The organism is Rhizobium croatiense (assembly GCF_019793465.1).
GTDB classification, from domain to species: Bacteria; Pseudomonadota; Alphaproteobacteria; order Rhizobiales; family Rhizobiaceae; genus Rhizobium; species Rhizobium croatiense.
Genome location: NZ_JAILYJ010000010.1, coordinates 197,585 through 217,916, shown reverse-complemented (window position 1 = coordinate 217,916; position 20,332 = coordinate 197,585). Strand labels below are relative to the sequence as shown.

Sequence of the window (20,332 nt, the reverse complement as noted above, 5' to 3'; positions counted from 1 at the left end):
TCGGGGATAGTGGCGGATGAACGATAACGGGCCTGTGCGCTACAAGGTGGCGGAGGCCGCGCGGCTGGCGGGCGTTTCCGCCTCGACGCTGCGTCTCTGGGAAAGCCAGGGTCTGGTGGTTCCCGGCCGCTCCGAAACCGGTCATCGGCAATATAGCGCCGACGACGTGGCGCGCCTGAAGCGCATCTCCTGGTATCGGGTCGAGCGCGGCCTCAATCCCGCGGCCATCCGCGAGGCGCTGGAGGGTGAAGATCCCTCGGCCGAGGGCGAAGCAAGCCAGGATTCCGGCCTCGGCCGTCGGCTGCGCAGCCTGCGCCATGCCGCCGGCAAGACGCTGGAGCAGGTGGCCGGCGACAACGGCATCACCGCTTCGACCCTCTCGACGCTCGAGCGCACCTCGCAGGGCGTCGGCTTCAAGACGCTGCACGACCTCGCCGAATATTACGGCACCACCGTCTCCCGCCTCTCCGGCGAGGAAAGCGGCGAGGTGCCGGTCCTGGTGCGCGCCGGCGAATGGCGCAGCTGGCCGGAAACGACGCCCGGAGTGACCGTGCAGCTGCTGGCCGAAGGCCCCAGGATGATGGATTGCCATCGTTTCGTGCTGGCGCCCGGCGCAGCCAGCGAGGGCGCCTACCGCCACGAGGGCGAGGAATTCATGCATGTCCTGTCCGGCCAGCTGGAACTGGTGCTCGACGGCGATCAGTTCTTCGAACTCTTTCCGGGCGATTCGCTGTATTTCGAAAGCCGCCGCTACCATTCCTGGCGCAACCGCCACGACGGCGAAACCGTGCTTCTCTGGATCAACACGCCGCCGACATTCTGATGCGAAGAAGCGGTTTCGCACTTTGCGCCTTTGCGCTATAGCGCTACCTACGCAATTCCTTAGGTCGAAAATCGATATAAGGATAAAATCATGCAGCAATTCAAAGCGCTACAACGTCCTTTGCGCGTCTGAAAAGAGGCGCGGCTGTTTCGAACGAAAGATAGTCTCATGGCCGCCACCATACGTTATCACGAAGGCGATATTTCCACGGCCGATGCGGCCCGCTACACCGGCGCGGTTGCGATCGACACCGAAACGCTCGGCCTGGTGCCGCGCCGCGATCGGCTCTGCGTCGTCCAGCTTTCGCCGGGTGACGGCACCGCCGACGTCATCCGTATCGCCGCCGGCCAGAAAGAGGCGCCCAACCTGATCGCCCTGCTCGAAGATCCGACCCATCAGAAGATCTTTCATTATGGCCGTTTCGATATTGCCGTGCTCTTCCACACTTTCGGGGTCACGGCGACCCCGGTCTTCTGCACCAAGATCGCCTCGCGCCTGATCCGGACCTACACCGATCGCCATGGCCTGAAGGACAATCTCAAGGAAATGCTCGACATCGACATCTCCAAGACGCAGCAATCGTCCGACTGGGCGGCCGAAACGCTGTCTCCGGCCCAGCTCGAATATGCCGCTTCCGACGTGCTTTACCTGCATGCTTTGCGCGACAAGCTGACCGCACGCCTGATCCGCGACGGTCGCTTCGACCATGCCACCGCCTGCTTCGAATTCCTGCCGACCCGCGCCAAGCTCGACCTGCTCGGCTGGGAAGAGGCCGATATCTTCGCCCATAGCTAAGCGAACGGCCCGACGAACGCCGGCCGGCCCGTTGCGGCCGCGGCTCTAAAAAGCGAACACCTGAAGCGCGCGAAGCGAATCCAAGAGATCGCGACGCGCTTTAGCCCCTTGTTTTTATGCATGTCGTCGTCCCGGAACCGCTGGCGCACTTCCGGGCGACATGCATTAGCATTTCGTTAAGGTCTCTTTACTAAAATTCTCGTTAATTTTTATGCATTCGATGACGCCGGAATTGCGTCATGCGGACAGGAGGATCTGCTGGGATGCAGAGGGATCGGATGAACACGGTCCTTTTATAGAGCCTGCTTTCATCGTCACTTTGCGAAAGGAGCATGCCATGTTGACTCCCGTTCGTGCAGCGTCCAATGCAAGCTTTTCGTCTCAAGGCCAGACTGCGGCGATCGTCGCCGGCGGCCTCGGCCGTTCTGTCATTGCGCCGGCGCCTGTCAATCCCGTCGAAGCCGCCGACCTGAATTCCGCCATTGCCGGCAAGCTGAATATCCTGCTCCTGGCAGCGCGTGAGCGCATGGTCGAAGCCCTTTTCGATGTCCTCGATGCAGCCGGCCGCGCCATATCGCTGGATCGCGGCGAGGACGAAACCAATCTTGCCTTCGCCTCCCGGCTCGCCGATGCCATCCGGCGCCTGCCGGCCGCCCGGATCGACGAGGTCGAGCGCCAGCTTGCCGGACAGGGCCATCGCCTGCCGCTCAGGATGATCGCCGAAGCCTTGAAAAATCCGACAGGTCCGGAAGCCGCCCGGATCGTCGCTTATCTCGAAATCGTCCGCTACAAGGACCGCGATCTCGCCGCCCGCGCCGTGGTGCGTTCCTATGGCCAGAACGACGCTTCGCCGATGCGCGCCGATGTCCGCCCTGAAATCCAGCTGCATGAGGGCAGCCTGCCTGCCGCCATGCGCCAGCCGGCAGTAGAGGCGCCTGCGCCGGCCGATGCCCATGTCGGGGCTGAAGCACTTATGACGGATGAGAAGACGATCGCCGCCGAGACTGTCGAAACAGCCGAACCGAAAACGCCGCAGCTTGAAGACAACGCACGCTCCGCTCCGGCGACGATAGAAGACCTCGCGCCGGAAAATCCGGTCGCCCCCGAGACCGAAGCCCGGCAATCCATGGAGCCAGCTGCGGCCGGCGATAGCAGGGAGACGGCGGAGCCGCCTGCCGTCCAGCCGCGCGCGAATTCGGAAAAGGCCGATCCCGTCATTCCGAGAAACTGGACGGGCATTGTCGCCTCGATGACCGAAGAGGCCTCCGAGATGATCGCCACCATCATCCGCGAGCAGGACGTCGACACCGGACTGGAGGATGGTCCCGTCGAGGCGGCAGTGGAGATCGATGCCATCCTCGATGACGCCGTCATCAGCGAAGCGGCCGAGATTTTGGCGAGGCAGCCTGCGGAAATTCCGGCATCCGACCTGCGCCAGGCCACGGCACTCCATCCCGCGCCGACGGAAAGCAAGGTCGCCGCGGCGGCTGACCGTCAGCCGAAGGAGATTGCCGCGCAGCCGCAAATACTGCCGGCCCCTGAAGCCGTTGAACCCTCCTATGTGCCACTTGCGGCAAGAATGCCGGATGGTTTTGCCTATACCCAGCTGCCTTATCAGTTCGCCAAGGATATGCCGCCGAACGAAACGGCGGGGGAGACGCACCACCAGCATCAGCACCAGCGCGACGACGCTTCCGAGGATCAGCAGCGGGAAGAACAGCAGGCGCAGTCCGGCGAGGAGGCCGAGCCCGATCCCGCAGCGACCGACGCCGCACCCGCGCGAAGGACGCCGCGAATGATCGACGCCGAACCGGCGCCCCAGCCGGCCGGCGCGGTCGCCGACCCGGTCTACGCGCTCTACCAGCGCATGGTCGGCTGGGAATGACCCCTCATCCTTCCTGAATACAAAAAACCCGCCGGATCGCTCCGGCGGGTTCTTCGATTTTAGCGAAGGATGCGGGGCTTATTCGCCGCCGCGGTTCTTGAGCGCTGCGCCCAGGATGTCGCCGAGCGAAGCGCCCGAGTCGGACGAACCGAACTGAGCGACGGCTTCCTTCTCTTCCGCAATCTCCAGAGCCTTGATGGACAGCATGATCTTGCGGTCCTTCTTGGAGAAGTTGGTGACGCGGGCGTCGAAGACCTGGCCGACCGAGAAGCGCTCTGGGCGCTGTTCGTCGCGGTCGCGGGCGAGGTCGGCGCGGCGGATGAAGGAAGTGATGTCCTCGTGGTTGACGAGCTTCACTTCGACGCCGCCATCGTTGACCGCGATGACTTCGCAGGAAACGACTGCGTTCTTGCGCAGGTCGCCCGATGCAGCGGCGTCGCCGATCGCATCCTTGCCGAGCTGCTTGATGCCGAGCGAAATGCGTTCCTTCTCGACATCGACGTCGAGAACGACGGCCTTGACGACGTCACCCTTGTTGAACTCCTCGATGACCTGTTCGCCCGGACGGTTCCAGTCGAGGTCGGAGAGGTGCACCATGCCGTCGACATCGCCGTCGAGGCCGATGAACAGGCCGAATTCGGTCTTGTTCTTGACTTCGCCTTCGACTTCAGTGCCGGCCGGATGGCTGCGGGCGAATGCTGCCCACGGGTTTTCCAGCGTCTGCTTGAGGCCGAGCGAAATACGGCGCTTGGACGGATCGACTTCGAGAACGACGACTTCGACTTCCTGGCTGGTCGACAGGATCTTGCCGGGGTGAACGTTCTTCTTGGTCCAGGACATTTCCGAGATGTGGATCAGGCCTTCGATGCCCGGCTCCAGCTCGACGAATGCACCGTAGTCGGTGATGTTCGTGACGGTACCGGAAATCTTCTTGCCTTCCGGATACTTGGCCTGGATGCCATCCCACGGATCGCTCTCGAGCTGCTTCATGCCGAGCGAGATGCGGTGGGTTTCCTGGTTGATGCGGATGATCTGAACCTTGACCTGCTGGCCGATGTTCAGGATTTCCGACGGATGGTTCACACGGCGCCATGCCATGTCGGTGACGTGCAGCAGGCCGTCGATGCCGCCGAGGTCGACGAACGCACCGTAATCGGTGATGTTCTTGACGACGCCGTCGACAACTTGGCCTTCTTCGAGGTTCTGAACGATTTCAGAACGCTGCTCGGCACGGGATTCTTCCAGAACCGTACGGCGCGATACGACGATGTTGCCGCGGCGCTTGTCCATCTTGAGGATTTCGAAGGGCTGCGGGTTGTGCATCAGCGGCGTGACGTCGCGGATCGGGCGGATGTCGACCTGAGAACGCGGCAGGAAGGCGATCGCACCGTCGAGGTCGACCGTGAAGCCACCCTTGACCTGGTTGAAGATCACGCCTTCGACGCGCTCGCCGGCTTCGAACTTGGCTTCGAGCTTGACCCAGCTCTCTTCGCGGCGAGCCTTCTCGCGCGACAGAACCGCTTCGCCGAGCGCGTTTTCGATACGCTCAACGTAAACTTCGACTTCATCGCCAACCTTGAGCTGGCCATCCTTGGCGCGTGCGCCGAATTCCTTGAGCGCGATGCGGCCTTCAACCTTGAGGCCGACGTCGACAACGGCGACGTCCTTCTCGATGCCCGTCACGATGCCCTTGGTGACATAGCCTTCGGCCAGGTCGTTCTTGGCAAAGGACTCTTCGAGAAGAGCCGCGAAATCCTCGCGGGAGGGAGTAGCTACTGACATAAAATCTCCTGCGTGTCCTGGATAGGAAAGCGGACACGTATGCGCCGGTTGGTTTGCGTTGAACGGGCCTGAACCCAGTCCGCCCTCTTTCACGAAGGCAATCCGGCGCTTGGACGGAATTTCAGGCTGCATTAACAGCGATCGATGCGTCTCCGCATGCAAAATCGCTTCAATTTAGGCATTTCGGCTCAAGACCGCATCGATGATCGATTGCGCAGCTTGAAACGCGGCCTCTATACTCATTTCCGACGTATCAAGCAAGTGCGCATCGACCGCTGGTTTCAAGGGGCTGTCGGCCCGTCCCATGTCGCGTTCGTCGCGCCGCTTGACGTCCTCGAAAATCGCATCGAAATCCGCCGTCGCACCCTTGCCGACAATCTCGTCATAACGGCGCCGCGCGCGCACCTGCGGCGTTGCCGTCACATAGAGCTTGACCGGCGCATCCGGGCAGACGACCGTGCCGATATCGCGCCCGTCGAGCACCGTGCCCGGCGCTTTTTCCGAGAACCGCCGCTGCGCCTCGACCAGAGCCCGGCGCACCGCCGGCATGACGGCGATCTTCGAGGCAGCTTCGCCGATCTCGTGTTGCGAAAGTATATCGCGATCCAGCCCGCCAAGTTCAACCTCCCGCGCCATCTTTTCCGCCACCGCCTCGTCGTCGAGCGGCAGACCGGCGTCGAGCAGCGCCTTGGCAGTGGCGCGGTAGGTGAGGCCCGTGTCGAGATGGTGGAAGCCATATTGCTCGGCGATGCGGCGCGAAAGCGTGCCCTTGCCGGCGGCCGCCGGGCCGTCGATCGCGATGGTGAAAGTCTTGGTCGTCATGGGATCAATCCTGGAGCAGGGCGCTTACGGCCCCCGACGCGGCGCCACACGTGGCATAATGCTTTGTAAAGGCGCAGCATTTCCTTCGCAAGCCCGCCCTTTCCGGCGACCGTCTCCGCCCGCTTCCGCAGCCGCCGCGCCTCGTTGCGAGAGGGGCGTCGGCCGGGCATCCGCCGGCGCCGGAAATACCCGGCGCTGCGATCATAAAGTTTGGCTTTGACATGCGAAGCCGCAGCGATTAAGGGGACCGGCTTATAAATTCCGATGGAACGCCGGCTTGAACGGCATTTTGCCGAATCGCGGATTCGGCCATTCTCACGAGGCTTATAGTGGCGAAAGCGGAACTTGGAACCAAGCGCACCGATCCGGAAACCGGCAAGAAGTTCTACGATCTGAACCGGGATCCGATCGTTTCTCCTTATACCGGCAAGTCCTACCCCCTGTCCTTCTTCGAGGAAACCTCGGCAATCGCCGACGTCGCCGAAGAAGACGAGGTTGCGGAAGTCGATACCGAAAACACCGAAGTCGAACTGGTTTCGCTGGAAGATGCCGATGACGCCGCCTCCGGCGACGACATCCCCGATATGGGCGACGACGATGTCGAAATCGAAGGCGACGACGACGACGATACCTTCCTCACACCCGACGAAGACGATGACGATGACGACATGAGCGACATCATCGGCGTGACCGGCGACGAAGACGAAGTCTGACGCCTGCATTTCGGCCCGGTGAGGAAAAAATTCTCCGGGCCGAATTTTTTAGGCTTGCTATCTCCGAAAACCGGAAGTAATAAGCCGCCACTCCGAAGGGAACACCCCGAGGAGATCCCAGGACCGGCGCTCAGCCGGACCACCTTGATGGGGCTATAGCTCAGCTGGGAGAGCGCTTGCATGGCATGCAAGAGGTCAGCGGTTCGATCCCGCTTAGCTCCACCACGCTTCGCCCTTACGGGCTTCGCGTGGCGCAGCCGCGAGAAACCGTTAGGCCGAAGCAGTGCCCGGCATAGCCCGGAGGGCGACGACGGGCTGAAACGCGGATGTGGTACGTCTATATTCTCCGCAGCGTCGATTTTCCCGATCAGGAATATACCGGCTCTACCGCAGATCTGAAGCAGCGCCTTGCGGCGCACAATGCCGGCAAATCCACCCACACCGCCAAATTCGCGCCTTGGAATTTGCTCCGGTATTGCGCCTTTCCCGACAAATACAAAGCGCTTGAATTCGAAACCTACCTCAAATCGCATTCCGGCAGGGCGTTTGCCAGCAAGAGATTGGTCCAGCCGAATCTAGATCCAAGTCGCCTCGATACCTGAAGGCCGATTCCGAATAAGTGCCGGTGCGTGCGCGGAAACTGTTCAGCTGGATCACGTGCTATGCGCGAGGCATTTACAAAGAAACGACTCTAGCCGCCCCCTCAACACCGGTAGGCCGCCCCCACAGCCGACCGGCGCCTCGCTTAAGTCTCGACGATAGCAGCTGTCAGCCGCCTCACCACCGGCAGTACAACCAGCAGCACGGGAAAGGCGATCGCCCAGGACAGCGCCCATGCGGTCGGCCACATGGCAAGGGCAGTTGCAGTCGGGCCTTGTGCTCTGAGGATGCTGATCGCCGACACGACTGACGTCATCAGCAGCGAGAGGATGAGCGGCATGACGACGGCATTGTAGCGTTTGGGGAGTTTGCCATTGGGCATTTTTTGTCTCCGTAAGATGCCGATCAGAACAACAGCGCAGCGCCGATCGGCGGGTTGCGCGTTGATTGACGTAAACGCTTACGGAGCTTCGGTCTGAAGCGACGCCGTTTTATGGCGGAAAATATCGCGCTGCTCAAGTCCCGTCTCAACCACTTTCAATCCCTCTTTTGCCAATTCCTCAATGAAGAGGATTTATCCTGCTGCCGGAACTCAGTGATTCCACTTCAGGACCCTTGAGAGCAATGACCAGAGCAAGACGCCGCCGTATCATCCGGACCCGACGCACCCTGACCGGGCTCGCCCTCGTCGGCTCGATTTCGTTTCTGGCCGGCATGACCGATGCGACCGGGCTGCTGCTGACCGGCGATTTCGTTTCCTTCATGACCGGCAACACGACACGGGCCGCACTGGCCTTGAGCGAGGGCAGTCTTTTTCATGCGGCGGTGCTGATCTCGGCCATTGTCGTTTTCGTGCTCGGAAACGCGGCCGGCATCGTCATCGCCCATGTCTCCGAACGCCGCATCTTCGTCGTGCTCGGCTGCGTCGGCCTCGTCCTGGCGCTCGCTTCGTTAACGACCGGGCAGAGCATGATGCTTCCGAGCTTCTACCTGATCGTCTGTTCCATGGGCATGGTGAACGCTGCCGTTGAGCATATCGAGGGCCTGCCGATCGGGCTGACCTATGTCACGGGCGCGCTGTCGCGTTTCGGCCGCGGCATCGGCCGCTGGATTATCGGCGATCGCCGCGTCGAATGGACGATCCAGATCGTGCCCTGGGGCGGCATGGTGCTCGGCGCGATCGCCGGCGCCGTCCTGACGCGGCTGACCGGCGCGCATGCCTTGTGGCTGGTCTCGATCTTTGCCATGGCGCTGGCGCTTGCCGCCATGTTCATTCCCCGGCCGCTTCAGCGGCGCTTCAACCAGAAGCTCGCGCCGCACCACTCGGCCGTTGCCCGCGGCAAATAGAAGCGTCGCATTCCTGTTACCGTCGAATCGGATAGGAAGGATCGCCGTCCGTCCTCAAGGAGTAGATCTTGTTTCTGATTTCGAAGCTTGTCTGGATTTTGGGCCAGCCGCTGTCGCTGGCATTCCTTCTTGTCTTCTTCGCCCTCCTCGCCGGGCTTCTGCGCTGGCGCGCCTTAAGTCTTTTTGCGTCAGCCGGTGGCGCCCTCATCCTCTTCGTCACGCTCTACACCACGGCCGGCAACCTTCTGATGCAGGGGCTCGAGCAGCGGTTCCCAAAGCCTGCCGCCGATCCGGAGAACCTGCAATGCATGATCGTGCTCGGCGGCGCCTTCGAAAACGAGGTGAACACGGCGCGCCACGCTATCGAATTCAACGGCGGCGCCGACCGCTTCGTCGAAGCCCTGCGGCTGGCGCAGAAATTTCCGCAGTCGCGCATTCTGGTCTCGGGCGGCGACGGCTCCATCTCGGGCATCTATGAAGGCGACGCCGCGGCATCCGAGCGGTTCTTCCCGCTCTTCGGCGTCGACAGGGATCGGCTGATCGAGGAGCGGCAGTCGCGCACCACCTTCGAAAACGCCGTCAACACCAAGGAATTCCTGGCAGGCCAGGGGCTTTCCCATTGCCTGCTGATCACCTCGGGTTTTCATATGCCGCGTTCCGTCGGCATCTTCCGCAAGCTCGGCATCGATATCGTGCCCTGGCCGACCGATTATCGCACCGACGGGCAGGTGAGGCCGGGCCTGGATTTCACCCAGCCGAACCTCAATGCCCAGAACATGGCGACGGCGATCCGCGAATGGTACGGGCTGGTCGGCTATTACCTCGCCGGCCGGACATCGGAGCTTTATCCGGGCTGAGATCTATTTCTTCGAGATGGTGACGAATTTCGTGCCGCGCACGCGCGCCGTCACGATGCAGGGATCACCTTCGGTGCGGTCGCAGAACCGCGGATGCATCTTCATCGCCAGCACCATGTTGCCGAAGCGCTGGACGAAGTCGTAGCCGTAGATCTGCGCCGTCGCGATCATGAAATAACCGCCTTCGGCAACCTGCAGGTAGAAGTTATAAGTGCAGCCATCGTCATTGCATTGCGGCCCCTTCTGCCCGTCGCAGCTGAGCAGGCCTTCGTTGACCACCGCGTCGATCAGCCCGTCATTGTTGATGTCCTGCCGGGTGACGAAGCCGTCGGCGAATTCGGCCGCCTTGCACTGCTCCTGGAAATGCTTCTTCTCGTAGATCTCCGGGTCGGAGATCAGCGATTGCTGGCCGAGGGCCGCAGCCGGCATGATGAGCAGCAGGACGATATTCAGAACGGCGGGCACCAGCGTTTTCACGGGCTTTCCTCTTTGGATAAAGCTCTATCAGCTCGCTTTATGGCCGCCCCGCCTTGCGCCGCCCTTGCCACCGTGGTTCTTTCCGGAAACTGTTCGCCGGCTCCGGGGTCCGCATGTCTTTGCTCGTCTATCTCGATTATGCCGGCATCGCGCTGTTTGCCGCGACAGGCGCGCTCGCCGCCTCGCGCAAGCAGCTGGATCTGATCGGCTTTCTGTTTTTCGCCATGGTGACGGGAACCGGCGGCGGCACCGTGCGCGATATCGTGCTCGGCCGCGTGCCGGTCTTCTGGGTGCTGAACCCCGGCTATATCCTCGTCTGCTGCATCATGGGCGTCATCGTTTTCTTCACCGCTCACCTGCTGGAATCGCGCTATCGCCTGCTGATCTGGCTGGATGCGATCGGTCTGGCCGCCTATTGCGTGCTCGGCGCCGCCAAGGGACTTGCCGCTACCGGCTCGCCGACCATCGCCATCGTCACCGGCACGTTGACGGCAACCTTCGGCGGCATCCTGCGCGATCTGATGGCAAACGAGCCTTCGGTGCTGCTCAGGCCGGAAATCTATGTGACGGCAGCCCTTGTCGGCGCCGGCGTGTTCACGCTTGCCAATGGGCTGGGGATGCCGCTTTATCTCGCCTCGGGCTGTGGCGTCGCAGCCGCCTTTGCCGTTCGCGGCGGAGCGCTGTGGTTCGGCTGGACCTTCCCGATTTACAAGCACAAGCCCGGCCGGCATCCCGACGATGTCATGTAGAGACCGAGCATGATGCCGAAAAGTGTAAGCGGTTTTCGGACGACATCATGCTCTAGCTATTTAAACTAGAACTGGATGATTTTAGGTCGACCGACCTAAAATCATCCAGTTCTGGGCGCCGTCAGCCCCGCTTCGCCCGCAGGCGGATCACCACGTCGACATGGGCGATCTCCATGCCCTCGGGCGGCTCCGGCAGATTGGCGATGGTCAGGTTGCTGACGGGAATGTCGAGCACCTCGTTTTCGCCTTCGACGAAGAAATGATGGTGGTCGGAAACATTGGTGTCGAAATAGGTCTTGGCGCTCTCCACGGCGAGAACGCGGATCAGGCCGGCCTCGGTGAACTGGTGCAGCGTGTTGTAGACGGTCGCCAGCGAAACCGGCACGCCGGCGGCAACCGCCTCCTCATGCAGTTCCTCGACGGTCAGATGCCGGTCGCCCTTGGCAAACAGGAGGTCGCCGAGCGCGACGCGCTGGCGGGTGGGACGCAAGCCTGCGCCACGCAGCCTTACCTCTATTGCGATCGGGAGTGCACCCGTCATCAAAACCAACTCCGGTTATTCCTGCATAAAGCAATCATGTTTCTTAAAGCGGTATAACTTTTGCATTGGAGCCTTTCAATAGTTCAATGGGGACAGGAGCCTGATAAACGCGGCAAAAACGGGCTTTTGACGCAAATAGGTCTGGTCGCGGCCCTGGCCTTCCTGTATGCGACCACCAAATAATGGCGTAGGCCTGGTCCGGGGCGATGAAATGAAGCTGCCTTGCTTGTGCTTCATTTTCTGAAGAACTTGGACTACACGTTCACATCCATCGGCTTCACGCGGGGGGAAAAATAAATTTTATGACAACCAGACAGTCCAGCTTCTCGTATGAAGAACTCATCGCTTGTGCTCATGGCAAGCTGTTCGGCCCCGGCAACGCGCAGCTGCCGCTGCCGCCCATGCTGATGGTTCACCGCATCACGGAAATTTCCGAAACCGGCGGTGCCTTCGACAAGGGCTATCTCAGGGCCGAATACGACGTACGCCCCGACGACTGGTATTTTCCCTGCCATTTCGAAGGCAATCCGATCATGCCGGGCTGCCTCGGCCTCGACGGCATGTGGCAGCTGACCGGCTTCTTCCTCGGCTGGCTCGGCGAGGAAGGCCGCGGCATGGCGCTTTCGACAGGCGAAGTGAAATTCAAGGGCATGGTGCGGCCGCATACGAAACTCATCGAATACGGTATCGACTTCAAGCGCGTCATGCGCGGCCGCCTCGTGCTCGGCACGGCCGACGGCTGGCTGAAGGCGGACGGCGAGACCATATACCAGGCGGCCGATCTCCGCGTCGGTCTATCGAAAGACAAGGCCGCTTGAAACCGCATTCCGAGCGGCTGACGAAAACAACAAAGGTTTGATCAGATGAGACGGGTAGTTGTCACGGGTCTGGGTATCGTTTCCTCGATCGGAAGCGACGCGGCCGAAGTCACCGAATCCTTGCGCCAGGCAAAGTCGGGTATTTCCTTTTCCAACGATTTCGCCGAACACGGCTTCAAGTGCCAGGTCTGGGGCAGCCCGAAGCTCGGCCCGGTGGAGCTTGCCGAGCTGGTCGATCGCCGCGCCATGCGCTTCCTGTCGCAGGGCGGCGCCTGGAACCATGTCGCCATGAAGCAGGCGATCGCCGATTCCGGTCTGGAAGAGACGGACTATGCGCAGAACGAACGCGCCGGCATCATCATGGGATCCGGCGGTCCGTCCACCCGCACCCTGATCGAAGCGGCCGACATCACCGTCAAGAACAACAGCCCGAAGCGCATCGGCCCCTTCGCCGTGCCGAAGGCAATGTCTTCGACCGCCTCCGCCACGCTCGCCACCTGGTTCAAGATTCACGGCGTCAATTATTCGATCTCGTCGGCCTGCTCGACCTCGGCGCACTGCATCGGCAATGCCGCCGAGATGATCCAGTGGGGCAAGCAGGACGTGATGTTTGCCGGCGGCCACGAGGATCTCGATTGGACGATGTCCAATCTCTTCGACGCCATGGGCGCCATGTCCTCCAAGTACAACGACACGCCCGACAGCGCCTCGCGCGCCTATGACGTCAACCGCGACGGCTTCGTCATCGCCGGCGGCGCCGGCGTGCTGGTGCTCGAGGAGCTCGAGCGCGCCAAGGCCCGCGGCGCCAAGATCTACGCCGAAATCGTCGGCTACGGCGCCACCTCTGATGGTTACGACATGGTCGCTCCTTCGGGCGAGGGCGCAATCCGCTGCATGCGCCAGGCGCTTTCGACAGTCAAAGGCGATGTCGACTATATCAACACCCACGGCACGTCGACGCCGGTCGGCGACAGCAAGGAAATCGGCGCCATCCGCGAGGTGTTCGGCGCCAGGATCCCGCATATCCAGTCGACCAAGTCGCTGACCGGCCATTCGCTGGGTGCGGCCGGCGTGCAGGAATCGATCTATTCCCTGCTGATGATGCAGCAAGGCTTCATCGGCGAGAGCGCCCATATCAGCGAGCTCGACCCCGAATTCGAAGGCGTGCCGATCGTGCGCGAGCGTATCGACAATGCGAAGATCGATATCGCCCTCTCCAACTCCTTCGGCTTCGGCGGGACGAACGCCACGCTCGTCTTCCAGCGCCATAACGGATAATAATATGACTGGAATCATGCAGGGTAAGCGCGGCCTCGTTATGGGCGTCGCCAATAACCACTCGATCGCCTGGGGAATTTCGAAGGCCCTCGCCGCACAGGGTGCGGACCTCGCCTTCACCTATCAGGGCGAGGCGCTCGGCAAGCGCGTCAAGCCGCTTGCCGCCGAAGTCGGCTCGGATTTCGTGCTGCCCTGCGACGTCGAGGACATCGCTTCGGTCGATAGCCTGGTCGACGCGATCGAACAGCGCTGGGGCAAGCTCGATTTCATCGTTCATGCCATCGGTTTTTCCGACAAGAACGAGCTGAAGGGTCTCTACGCCGATACGACGCGCGAGAATTTCAGCCGCACCATGGTCATTTCCTGTTTCTCCTTCACCGAGATCGCCAAGCGCTGCGCGCCGTTGATGGAAGACGGCGGCGCGATGCTGACCTTGACCTACAATGGCTCGACGCGCGTCATCCCCAACTACAACGTCATGGGCGTCGCCAAGGCGGCGCTCGAGGCTTCGGTGCGCTATCTCGCCGCCGACTACGGCCCGCGCGGCATCCGCGTCAATGCCATATCCGCCGGGCCGATCCGCACGCTCGCCGGCGCCGGCATCTCCGATGCGCGCGCAATCCTCTCCTGGAACCAGCGCAATGCGCCGCTGCGCAAGACCGTGACCATCGATCAGGTCGGCAATTCGGCGCTCTACCTGCTTTCGGACCTTTCCGCCGGCGTCACCGGCGAAATCCACTTCGTCGATGCCGGCTTCAACGTCACCTCGATGCCGACGCTGGATACGCTGCGCAGGGCTGACGTCGAGTAGACGCCGCTCATCGAAATTCAAAGGCCGTGCGCAGAGCCTGCGCACGGCCTTTTTGTTTTCGTGATGGGGAGGTCGCTTCGAAGCCGCCTGAGCCTTATTTCTTCGCCCACAGCACCTTGAAGCGCGCATTGCGGCAGGTTTCGCCGCTTTCCCTGAACTCCGTCGCCAGAACCGGCTCGTAGGGCAGGCCGCGATTGGCGACCAGCAGCAGCCGGCCGCCGCCGCGAAGGGCGGATGCGGCGGTCTTGATCATCGCCTGGCCGAGCGACGGCTCGGCGGCGTGGCCCTCATGGAATGGCGGGTTCATGATGACGAGGTCGTATTTGTCCTTGACCGGCTCGCCCGACAGATCGTGCCAGAAGAAGCGCGCAGGCGCGTTCGGGCAGTTCTCCGCCATATTGTCCCGCGCAGCTTCCAGGGCCGCGTGATTGGCCTCGTAGAGGTCAAGGCGCCCCAGTCCGCGCGATCTCTGCGCCATCTCGACAGAGAGATAACCCCATCCGGCGCCGAAATCGGCGACGTCGCCGGTAAAATCCTGCGGCAGGCGCGAGGCGAGCAGCTCCGATCCGGCATCGACGCGGTCATGCGAGAACATGCCTGCCGTCGCATGGAAGCGGTCGTCGACGCGCACCGGCGCTTTCGCCAGCTTGGAAACGATTTCGCCGGCATCGGCCGGCCGGCCGAACCAGAAGGCGACGCCGTGATATTTCGGCATATGGTCGATGGCGAGGCCGAACCCTTCCAGGCGCTTGCGCAGCGGCTGGATGCCGTCTTCCTTGGCCCCGGCAACGATGATCAGGCCGCCCGCCCGCGTGCGGGCGATCGCGGCGGCCAGATTGGCCTCGTTCTCGCCCTTGTGCTTGCTGCAGAGCACGAGTGCGGCGTCATAATCCTCGCCGTCGATCTCCGGCTTGGCGTCGATCCGCTGCGCCAGAAGCTGCCGGAAGAGCGGCCGGAAGCCCTGGACGGCGCTGAGCGAGGCGGCAAAGCCCTCGGGCAGCTGAAAGCCTGCCTCGGCGCCGAGAAAGAGCACGCGCTCGCCCTCGCCGGGCGCCTCGACTGTGCCGCTGGCAAAGGGATGGAACAGGGTCTTCAGCGTCTCGCGGCTCATGGGTCTCGTCTCGTTAAAGCGTGTCGGGCAAAATTGTGCAGCGGTTTTGCGACCACGACATGCGCAAAACCGGGATACAAAAAGGGCGCGGAAGATTCCCGCGCCCGGAATTAAATCTGGGAGACGCGGCTTATTCGGCCGCTTCTTCCTTCTTCTTCTCGTTCGCGATCTCCTGGCCGGTGGCCTGGTCGACGACCTTCATCGACAGGCGAACCTTGCCGCGTTCGTCGAAGCCGAGCAGCTTGACCCAGACCTTGTCGCCTTCCTTGACGACGTCCTGCGTCTTGGCAACACGCTCGGAAGCGAGCTGCGAGATATGGACGAGGCCGTCGCGGGCGCCGAAGAAGTTGACGAAGGCGCCGAAGTCGGCGGTCTTGACAACAGTGCCTTCGTAGATCTGGCCGATTTCAGGCTCGGCAACGATCGAGTGGATCCACTTGCGGGCCGCTTCGATTTCCTTGCCGGAAGAGGAAGCGATCTTGACGGTGCCGTCGTCCTCGATGTTGATCTTCGCACCGGTCTTTTCGACGATTTCGCGGATGACCTTGCCGCCGGAGCCGATGACTTCGCGGATCTTGTCGACCGGAATGTTCATGACTTCGATGCGCGGAGCGAATTCGCCGAGCTGGCCGCGGCTTTCGGTGATCGCCTTGGACATTTCACCGAGAATGTGGGTGCGGCCGCCCTGGGCCTGGCTGAGCGCGACCTTCATGATCTCTTCGGTGATGCCGGCGATCTTGATGTCCATCTGCAGCGAGGTGATGCCGTCGGCCGTACCTGCAACCTTGAAGTCCATGTCGCCGAGGTGGTCTTCGTCACCGAGAATGTCGGAGAGAACAGCGAAGCGGTCGCCCTCGAGGATCAGGCCCATGGCGATGCCGGCAACCGGCTTGGCCAGCGGAACGCCGGCATCCATCAGAGCGAGCGAGGTGCCGCAGACGGTCGCCATCGAGGACGAGCCGTTCGACTCGGTGATCTCGGAGACGACGCGCAGCGTGTAGGGGAACTGCTCGGCCGACGGCAGCATCGGACGGATCGCGCGCCATGCGAGCTTGCCGTGGCCGATTTCGCGGCGGCCCGGGGAGCCCATGCGGCCGGTCTCGCCGACGGAGTAGGGCGGGAAGTTGTAATGGAGCAGGAAGCGCTCCTTGTACATGCCCGTCAGGCTGTCGACATATTGTTCGTCTTCGCCGGTGCCGAGCGTAGCAACGACGATCGCCTGGGTTTCGCCGCGGGTGAACAGCGCCGAACCATGGGTGCGCGGCAGAAGCCCGACTTCCGAAACGATCGGACGAACGGTTTCGAGGTCGCGGCCGTCGATACGGCTCTTGGTGTCGAGAATGTTCCAGCGGACGATCTTGGCCTGCAGGTGCTTGAAGATCGCGCCGACTTCCTCGGCCGTGTACCTGGCTTCGCCTTCCTCGGGGAGGAAGTGCGCCTTCACCTTCGCCTTGACGGCGTCGACGGCGGCGTAGCGATCGGCCTTCTGGGTGATCTTGTAGGCTTCACGCAGTTCGGCTTCGGCAAGGCCGAGCATTTCGCTTTCGAGCGCCGAATAGTCTTCCGGCTGGAAGTCGCGCGGCTCCTTCGCGGCAACTTCGGCGAGCTTGATGATCGCGTCGAGAACCGGTTGGAAACCCCTGTGACCGAACATGACGGCGCCGAGCATGACGTCCTCGGGCAGTTCCTTGGCTTCGGATTCGACCATCAGCACGGCGTCGTAGGTGCCGGCGACGACGAGGTCGAGGCTCGACTCGTCCATCTCGTCGAGATGCGGGTTGAGAACATATTCGCCGTTGATGTAGCCGACGCGCGCACCGCCGACCGGGCCCATGAAGGGGACGCCGGAGAGCGTCAGCGCTGCCGAGGTCGCGACCATCGACAGGATGTCGGGGTTGTTTTCAAGGTCGTGCTGGATGACGGTGACGACGACCTGCGTGTCGTTCTTGTAGCCTTCCGGGAAGAGCGGGCGGATCGGACGGTCGATCAGGCGGGAAACGAGGGTCTCGTTTTCGCTCGGGCGTCCCTCGCGCTTGAAATAGCCGCCGGGGATCTTGCCGGCTGCGTAGGTCTTTTCCTGGTAGTTGACGGTCAGCGGGAAGAAGTCCTGGCCGGGCTTCGGCGCCTTGGCCGAAACGACGGTGGCGAGAACGACGGTCTCGCCGTAGGTGGCGAGAACGGCGCCGTCGGCCTGACGGGCGATCTTGCCGGTTTCAAGCTTCAGCGGGCGGCCGGCCCACTCGATTTCCACGGTGTGTGTATCAAACATATCTTGTCCTTCAATGCGGGAGCACGCGCCATCGCCGATATCAGGGCGCAGCGCACAGTCGACCGCAATCAATGCGACGTATCACGGGCAAGACAACGGGAGGCTTTTCGTCTCAGCTTCCTCAGGGACCCTTGTCCCCGGGAAATCGGGCCAAAGCTTCGAGAAGCTCTGGCCGAAAGCATCCGGCAATCCTGCCCCATGACAGGTCAGCGGTTGGTTTGGCAGAACCGGCCCATCCGGGTCCGCCGGTCGTTCCTCCGCTTGAGATAGGGCGCGGCCGGAACATTTCATCGGAACATCGTCCCGAAACAGATCCGGCGGACGCTCGAAAGCGCCCGCCGGACAATCTTAGCGGCGGATACCCAGGCTGTTGATCAGCTTGGAGTAGCGGCCTTCATCCTTCTTCTTGAGATAATCAAGAAGCGAGCGGCGGCTCGAAACCATCGTCAGCAGGCCACGGCGGGAATGGTTATCCTTCTTGTGGTCCTTGAAGTGTTCGGTCAGGTTGTTGATGCGCTCGGTCAGGATCGCGACCTGGACTTCCGGCGAACCGGTATCGCCTTCGGCGGTTGCGTATTCCTTGATCAGCGCAGCCTTGCGCTCAGCAGTGATCGACATCGGATGGTCCTTTCTATGAGAGGAGAAGAAGTCGCCAAAAGCCGGGATGCCGTCCAGCTTTGGCCGCGAATGCATTCGGGCGTACCCGATGCTGGCGCTGCCTATAAACCAAATAAGCAGCGATGGAAAGAGGGAGCCCCGCAGCAGCTTTCAGCGGCCCGTCATGGCGTCCCGGATCATCGCATTATAGCCGGCAGGATCCTGCAGCATGGCGAAATGGCTGGCGTCTTTCAGGATGACGAGCTTTGCGCCCGGAATTTCTTTCGCCATCATCTGGGTATGATCGAGCTTTACGGCCTCATCATGATCACCGATGGCAAGCGTGACCGGCAGCGCGATCTTGCCAAGCTCCGTCGCCGTCCAGTTCGGCTGCGTCGCCCACATCTGCGAAATCTGCGTAACGAAGGCGTCGTATTCGTTCGGTGTCGGCGACAGCTTCCGGTATTGTTCGCCGGCGACGCGGATGTATTCGTTGAAGGTCTTGTTGCTCAAGACGTCGGGCTTGACGCCGTCCGTGGTGACATTGGCAGCCTGGGCAATGACCCGCGTCAGCTTTTCCGGATATCTCATCGCCATGTCGATGCCGATGATGCCGCCGTCCGACCAACCGACGAGCGTCACCTTGTCGATCTTCAGATAATCGAGCAGGGCGACATAGTCCGATGTCATCAGATCGTAGCCGAAGGGCTGCTGGCTGCGCGTCGAGCGGCCGTGACCGCGGCTGTCGGCAACGATGACCAGATGATCCCTGGCGAATTCGGCGATCTGGCGACCCCAGACGCCGGTATTGCCAAGGCCGCCATGGATGAAGAGGATCGGCTCGCCTTCACCATATTCGGCATAATACATCCTGATGTCGTTCACATCAGCCACGCCGCTCGTCTTCGGCGCCGGCATGTCAGGAAAGGCCGGGAGCCCGGCCCAACGCTCGCCGGAATGCGCGCCGGCGACGGCCAGGAACATCGAAAAGAACGTCAGTATTCCAATTGCGATTGCGCGCATAATTTTCCCCTCGGGCCACCATGGCCCCTCGGGCCGTTACGGCCCGAAAGGAAGATATCGCATCGCGAACGTCTGGCAACCGTCAGCTGTACAGGCTCAGGCGAAAACCCGCTTTGGGCGAAACTCGCCCTGGCCAATCTCGCCGATCGCGATCAGCCTGCCACGAGCCGTCGCATAGGCTTCGCTTTCGGCAATCGGCGCATCGCGGCCGCGCACCAGGATCGGATTGCCCATCTTCAGCCGATGTGCCTGGTCGTCGTTGATGACGAGGTGGGGCAGGGCGGAAAGCGCTTCGCACGTGTCGATCAGCAACGCATCGAGGGCGGCGAGCCGCTCATCCATGTCTTCGATCGCTTCGAGCGCCACGAGGTTGGCAAGCGGCACCATGGCTTCTTCCTGGAAAGGCGCGACGAAGGTGCGCCGCAGCCCTGATATATGGCCGTAGCAGCCGAGCTCGCGGCCGAAATCGCGGGCAAGCGCCCTGACATAAGTGCCCTTGCCGCATTCGACTTCGAAATGCGCGGTATTCGCATCCGGGCAGGCAAGCAGCGTCAGCCGGAAGATCTCGACTTCGCGTGAGGGAATCTCGACGGCTTCGCCGTCGCGGGCCAGATCATAGGCGCGTTCACCTGCGATCTTGATGGCGGAAAACTGTGGCGGCACCTGGCTGATGGTGCCGAGATAGCGGGGCAGGATATCGCGGATCTGCTGCTCGGTCGGGCGTCTTTCCGAGCTCTGGGTCACATCGCCTTCGAGATCGTCGGTGGCGCGCTCCTCGCCCCAGCTGACGGTGAACTCATAGATTTTCCGGCCGTCCATCACATAGGGAACGGTTTTGGTCGCATCGCCGAGCGCGATCGGCAGCATGCCGGAGGCGAGCGGATCGAGCGTGCCGGCATGGCCGGCCTTCTGCGCCTTGTAGAGCCATTTGAGCTTGGAAACGGCTTCCGTCGAGCCGAAATCCACCGGCTTGTCGAGAATCAGCCAGCCGGAAATCGGACGGCCCTTGGGTTTGCGTGGTTTGGACATGCGTC

General features: G+C 61.9%; 21 protein-coding genes and 1 tRNA gene. 12 read left to right on the top strand and 10 right to left on the bottom strand.

Features of this window, described 5'->3' with window-relative positions:
• Positions 1–16: 16 nt before the first annotated feature.
• From K6M89_RS18105 to K6M89_RS18095, 3 genes are all read left to right on the top strand, one after another.
• Entirely contained in the window at positions 17–823 is an 807-nt protein-coding gene (locus K6M89_RS18105) for a MerR family transcriptional regulator (protein WP_222140385.1), read from the top strand.
• 168 nt (positions 824–991) lie between these two features.
• Positions 992–1,618, top strand: a complete 627-nt coding sequence (locus K6M89_RS18100; RefSeq protein ID WP_222140384.1) for a ribonuclease D — start codon at positions 992–994, stop codon at positions 1,616–1,618.
• A 337-nt stretch (positions 1,619–1,955) separates the two neighbouring features.
• Positions 1,956–3,503, top strand: coding sequence for a hypothetical protein (locus K6M89_RS18095; RefSeq protein ID WP_222140383.1), 1,548 nt, complete (start codon positions 1,956–1,958; stop codon positions 3,501–3,503).
• A gap of 78 nt (positions 3,504–3,581) precedes the next feature.
• On the opposite strand, the gene rpsA is transcribed toward K6M89_RS18095, so the two are convergent.
• Together rpsA and cmk are read right to left on the bottom strand one after the other, a co-directional pair.
• Positions 3,582–5,285 (bottom strand): 30S ribosomal protein S1, encoded by a 1,704-nt coding sequence (rpsA, locus tag K6M89_RS18090; RefSeq protein ID WP_222140382.1) that lies wholly within the window; start codon positions 5,283–5,285, stop codon positions 3,582–3,584.
• 174 nt (positions 5,286–5,459) lie between these two features.
• Positions 5,460–6,107: a (d)CMP kinase gene (gene cmk / locus K6M89_RS18085; protein WP_097608070.1), complete on the bottom strand. Its 648-nt coding sequence runs from the start codon at positions 6,105–6,107 to the stop codon at positions 5,460–5,462.
• 329 nt (positions 6,108–6,436) lie between these two features.
• Between cmk and K6M89_RS18080 the strand changes: the two genes are divergently transcribed.
• The 3 genes from K6M89_RS18080 (at position 6,437) to K6M89_RS18070 (ending at position 7,422) form a co-directional block, all read left to right on the top strand.
• Positions 6,437–6,820: a TIGR02300 family protein gene (locus K6M89_RS18080; RefSeq protein WP_003583384.1), complete on the top strand. Its 384-nt coding sequence runs from the start codon at positions 6,437–6,439 to the stop codon at positions 6,818–6,820.
• Between the two features lie 149 nt (positions 6,821–6,969).
• Positions 6,970–7,045 (top strand) — tRNA-Ala (locus K6M89_RS18075).
• 101 nt (positions 7,046–7,146) lie between these two features.
• Positions 7,147–7,422, top strand: coding sequence for a GIY-YIG nuclease family protein (locus K6M89_RS18070; protein WP_222140381.1), 276 nt, complete (start codon positions 7,147–7,149; stop codon positions 7,420–7,422).
• Positions 7,423–7,565: 143 nt separating this feature from the next.
• On the opposite strand, the gene K6M89_RS18065 is transcribed toward K6M89_RS18070, so the two are convergent.
• Positions 7,566–7,802, bottom strand: a complete 237-nt coding sequence (locus tag K6M89_RS18065) for a DUF2798 domain-containing protein (RefSeq protein ID WP_222140380.1) — start codon at positions 7,800–7,802, stop codon at positions 7,566–7,568.
• A gap of 242 nt (positions 7,803–8,044) precedes the next feature.
• Here K6M89_RS18065 and K6M89_RS18060 point away from each other — a divergent pair, with 242 nt between their 5' ends.
• Both K6M89_RS18060 and K6M89_RS18055 read left to right on the top strand, forming a co-directional pair.
• Complete coding sequence (locus tag K6M89_RS18060) at positions 8,045–8,767, top strand: YoaK family protein (protein WP_222140379.1); 723 nt, start codon at positions 8,045–8,047, stop codon at positions 8,765–8,767.
• A 68-nt stretch (positions 8,768–8,835) separates the two neighbouring features.
• A complete protein-coding gene (locus K6M89_RS18055) occupies positions 8,836–9,624 on the top strand; it encodes a YdcF family protein (RefSeq protein ID WP_222140378.1) in 789 nt (262 codons plus the stop codon).
• A 3-nt stretch (positions 9,625–9,627) separates the two neighbouring features.
• Here K6M89_RS18055 and K6M89_RS18050 read toward each other — a convergent pair whose 3' ends face one another.
• Complete coding sequence (locus tag K6M89_RS18050; protein ID WP_222140377.1) at positions 9,628–10,101, bottom strand: hypothetical protein; 474 nt, start codon at positions 10,099–10,101, stop codon at positions 9,628–9,630.
• 113 nt (positions 10,102–10,214) lie between these two features.
• On the opposite strand from K6M89_RS18050, the gene K6M89_RS18045 reads away from it, so the two are divergent.
• Complete coding sequence (locus K6M89_RS18045; RefSeq protein WP_064681607.1) at positions 10,215–10,850, top strand: trimeric intracellular cation channel family protein; 636 nt, start codon at positions 10,215–10,217, stop codon at positions 10,848–10,850.
• 121 nt (positions 10,851–10,971) lie between these two features.
• On the opposite strand, the gene irrA is transcribed toward K6M89_RS18045, so the two are convergent.
• Complete coding sequence (gene irrA, locus K6M89_RS18040; protein ID WP_038692124.1) at positions 10,972–11,391, bottom strand: iron response transcriptional regulator IrrA; 420 nt, start codon at positions 11,389–11,391, stop codon at positions 10,972–10,974.
• 302 nt (positions 11,392–11,693) lie between these two features.
• On the opposite strand from irrA, the gene fabA reads away from it, so the two are divergent.
• From fabA to fabI, 3 genes are read left to right on the top strand one after another with little or no spacing between them, the layout of a single operon-like run.
• Entirely contained in the window at positions 11,694–12,209 is a 516-nt protein-coding gene (fabA, locus tag K6M89_RS18035) for a 3-hydroxyacyl-[acyl-carrier-protein] dehydratase FabA (protein WP_004677111.1), read from the top strand.
• 45 nt (positions 12,210–12,254) lie between these two features.
• On the top strand, positions 12,255–13,487 hold the full coding sequence (fabB, locus tag K6M89_RS18030; protein ID WP_222140376.1) for a beta-ketoacyl-ACP synthase I: 1,233 nt from the start codon (positions 12,255–12,257) through the stop codon (positions 13,485–13,487).
• Positions 13,488–13,491: 4 nt separating this feature from the next.
• Positions 13,492–14,298, top strand: coding sequence for an enoyl-ACP reductase FabI (fabI, locus tag K6M89_RS18025; RefSeq protein WP_064681604.1), 807 nt, complete (start codon positions 13,492–13,494; stop codon positions 14,296–14,298).
• A gap of 94 nt (positions 14,299–14,392) precedes the next feature.
• Here the strand turns inward: fabI and K6M89_RS18020 are convergent, their stop codons facing one another.
• From K6M89_RS18020 to truB, 5 genes are all read right to left on the bottom strand, one after another.
• Entirely contained in the window at positions 14,393–15,409 is a 1,017-nt protein-coding gene (locus K6M89_RS18020) for a class I SAM-dependent methyltransferase (RefSeq protein WP_222140375.1), read from the bottom strand.
• Between the two features lie 130 nt (positions 15,410–15,539).
• Positions 15,540–17,678, bottom strand: coding sequence for a polyribonucleotide nucleotidyltransferase (gene pnp, locus K6M89_RS18015; protein ID WP_064681602.1), 2,139 nt, complete (start codon positions 17,676–17,678; stop codon positions 15,540–15,542).
• A gap of 348 nt (positions 17,679–18,026) precedes the next feature.
• Positions 18,027–18,296 carry a 30S ribosomal protein S15 gene (gene rpsO, locus K6M89_RS18010; RefSeq protein ID WP_009997779.1) on the bottom strand — a complete coding sequence of 90 codons (270 nt, stop codon included), beginning with the start codon at positions 18,294–18,296 and terminating at the stop codon, positions 18,027–18,029.
• A gap of 150 nt (positions 18,297–18,446) precedes the next feature.
• Entirely contained in the window at positions 18,447–19,298 is an 852-nt protein-coding gene (locus K6M89_RS18005; protein ID WP_222140374.1) for an alpha/beta fold hydrolase, read from the bottom strand.
• A 96-nt stretch (positions 19,299–19,394) separates the two neighbouring features.
• Complete coding sequence (gene truB, locus K6M89_RS18000; protein ID WP_222140373.1) at positions 19,395–20,327, bottom strand: tRNA pseudouridine(55) synthase TruB; 933 nt, start codon at positions 20,325–20,327, stop codon at positions 19,395–19,397.
• Between the last annotated feature and the right edge of the window lie 5 nt (positions 20,328–20,332).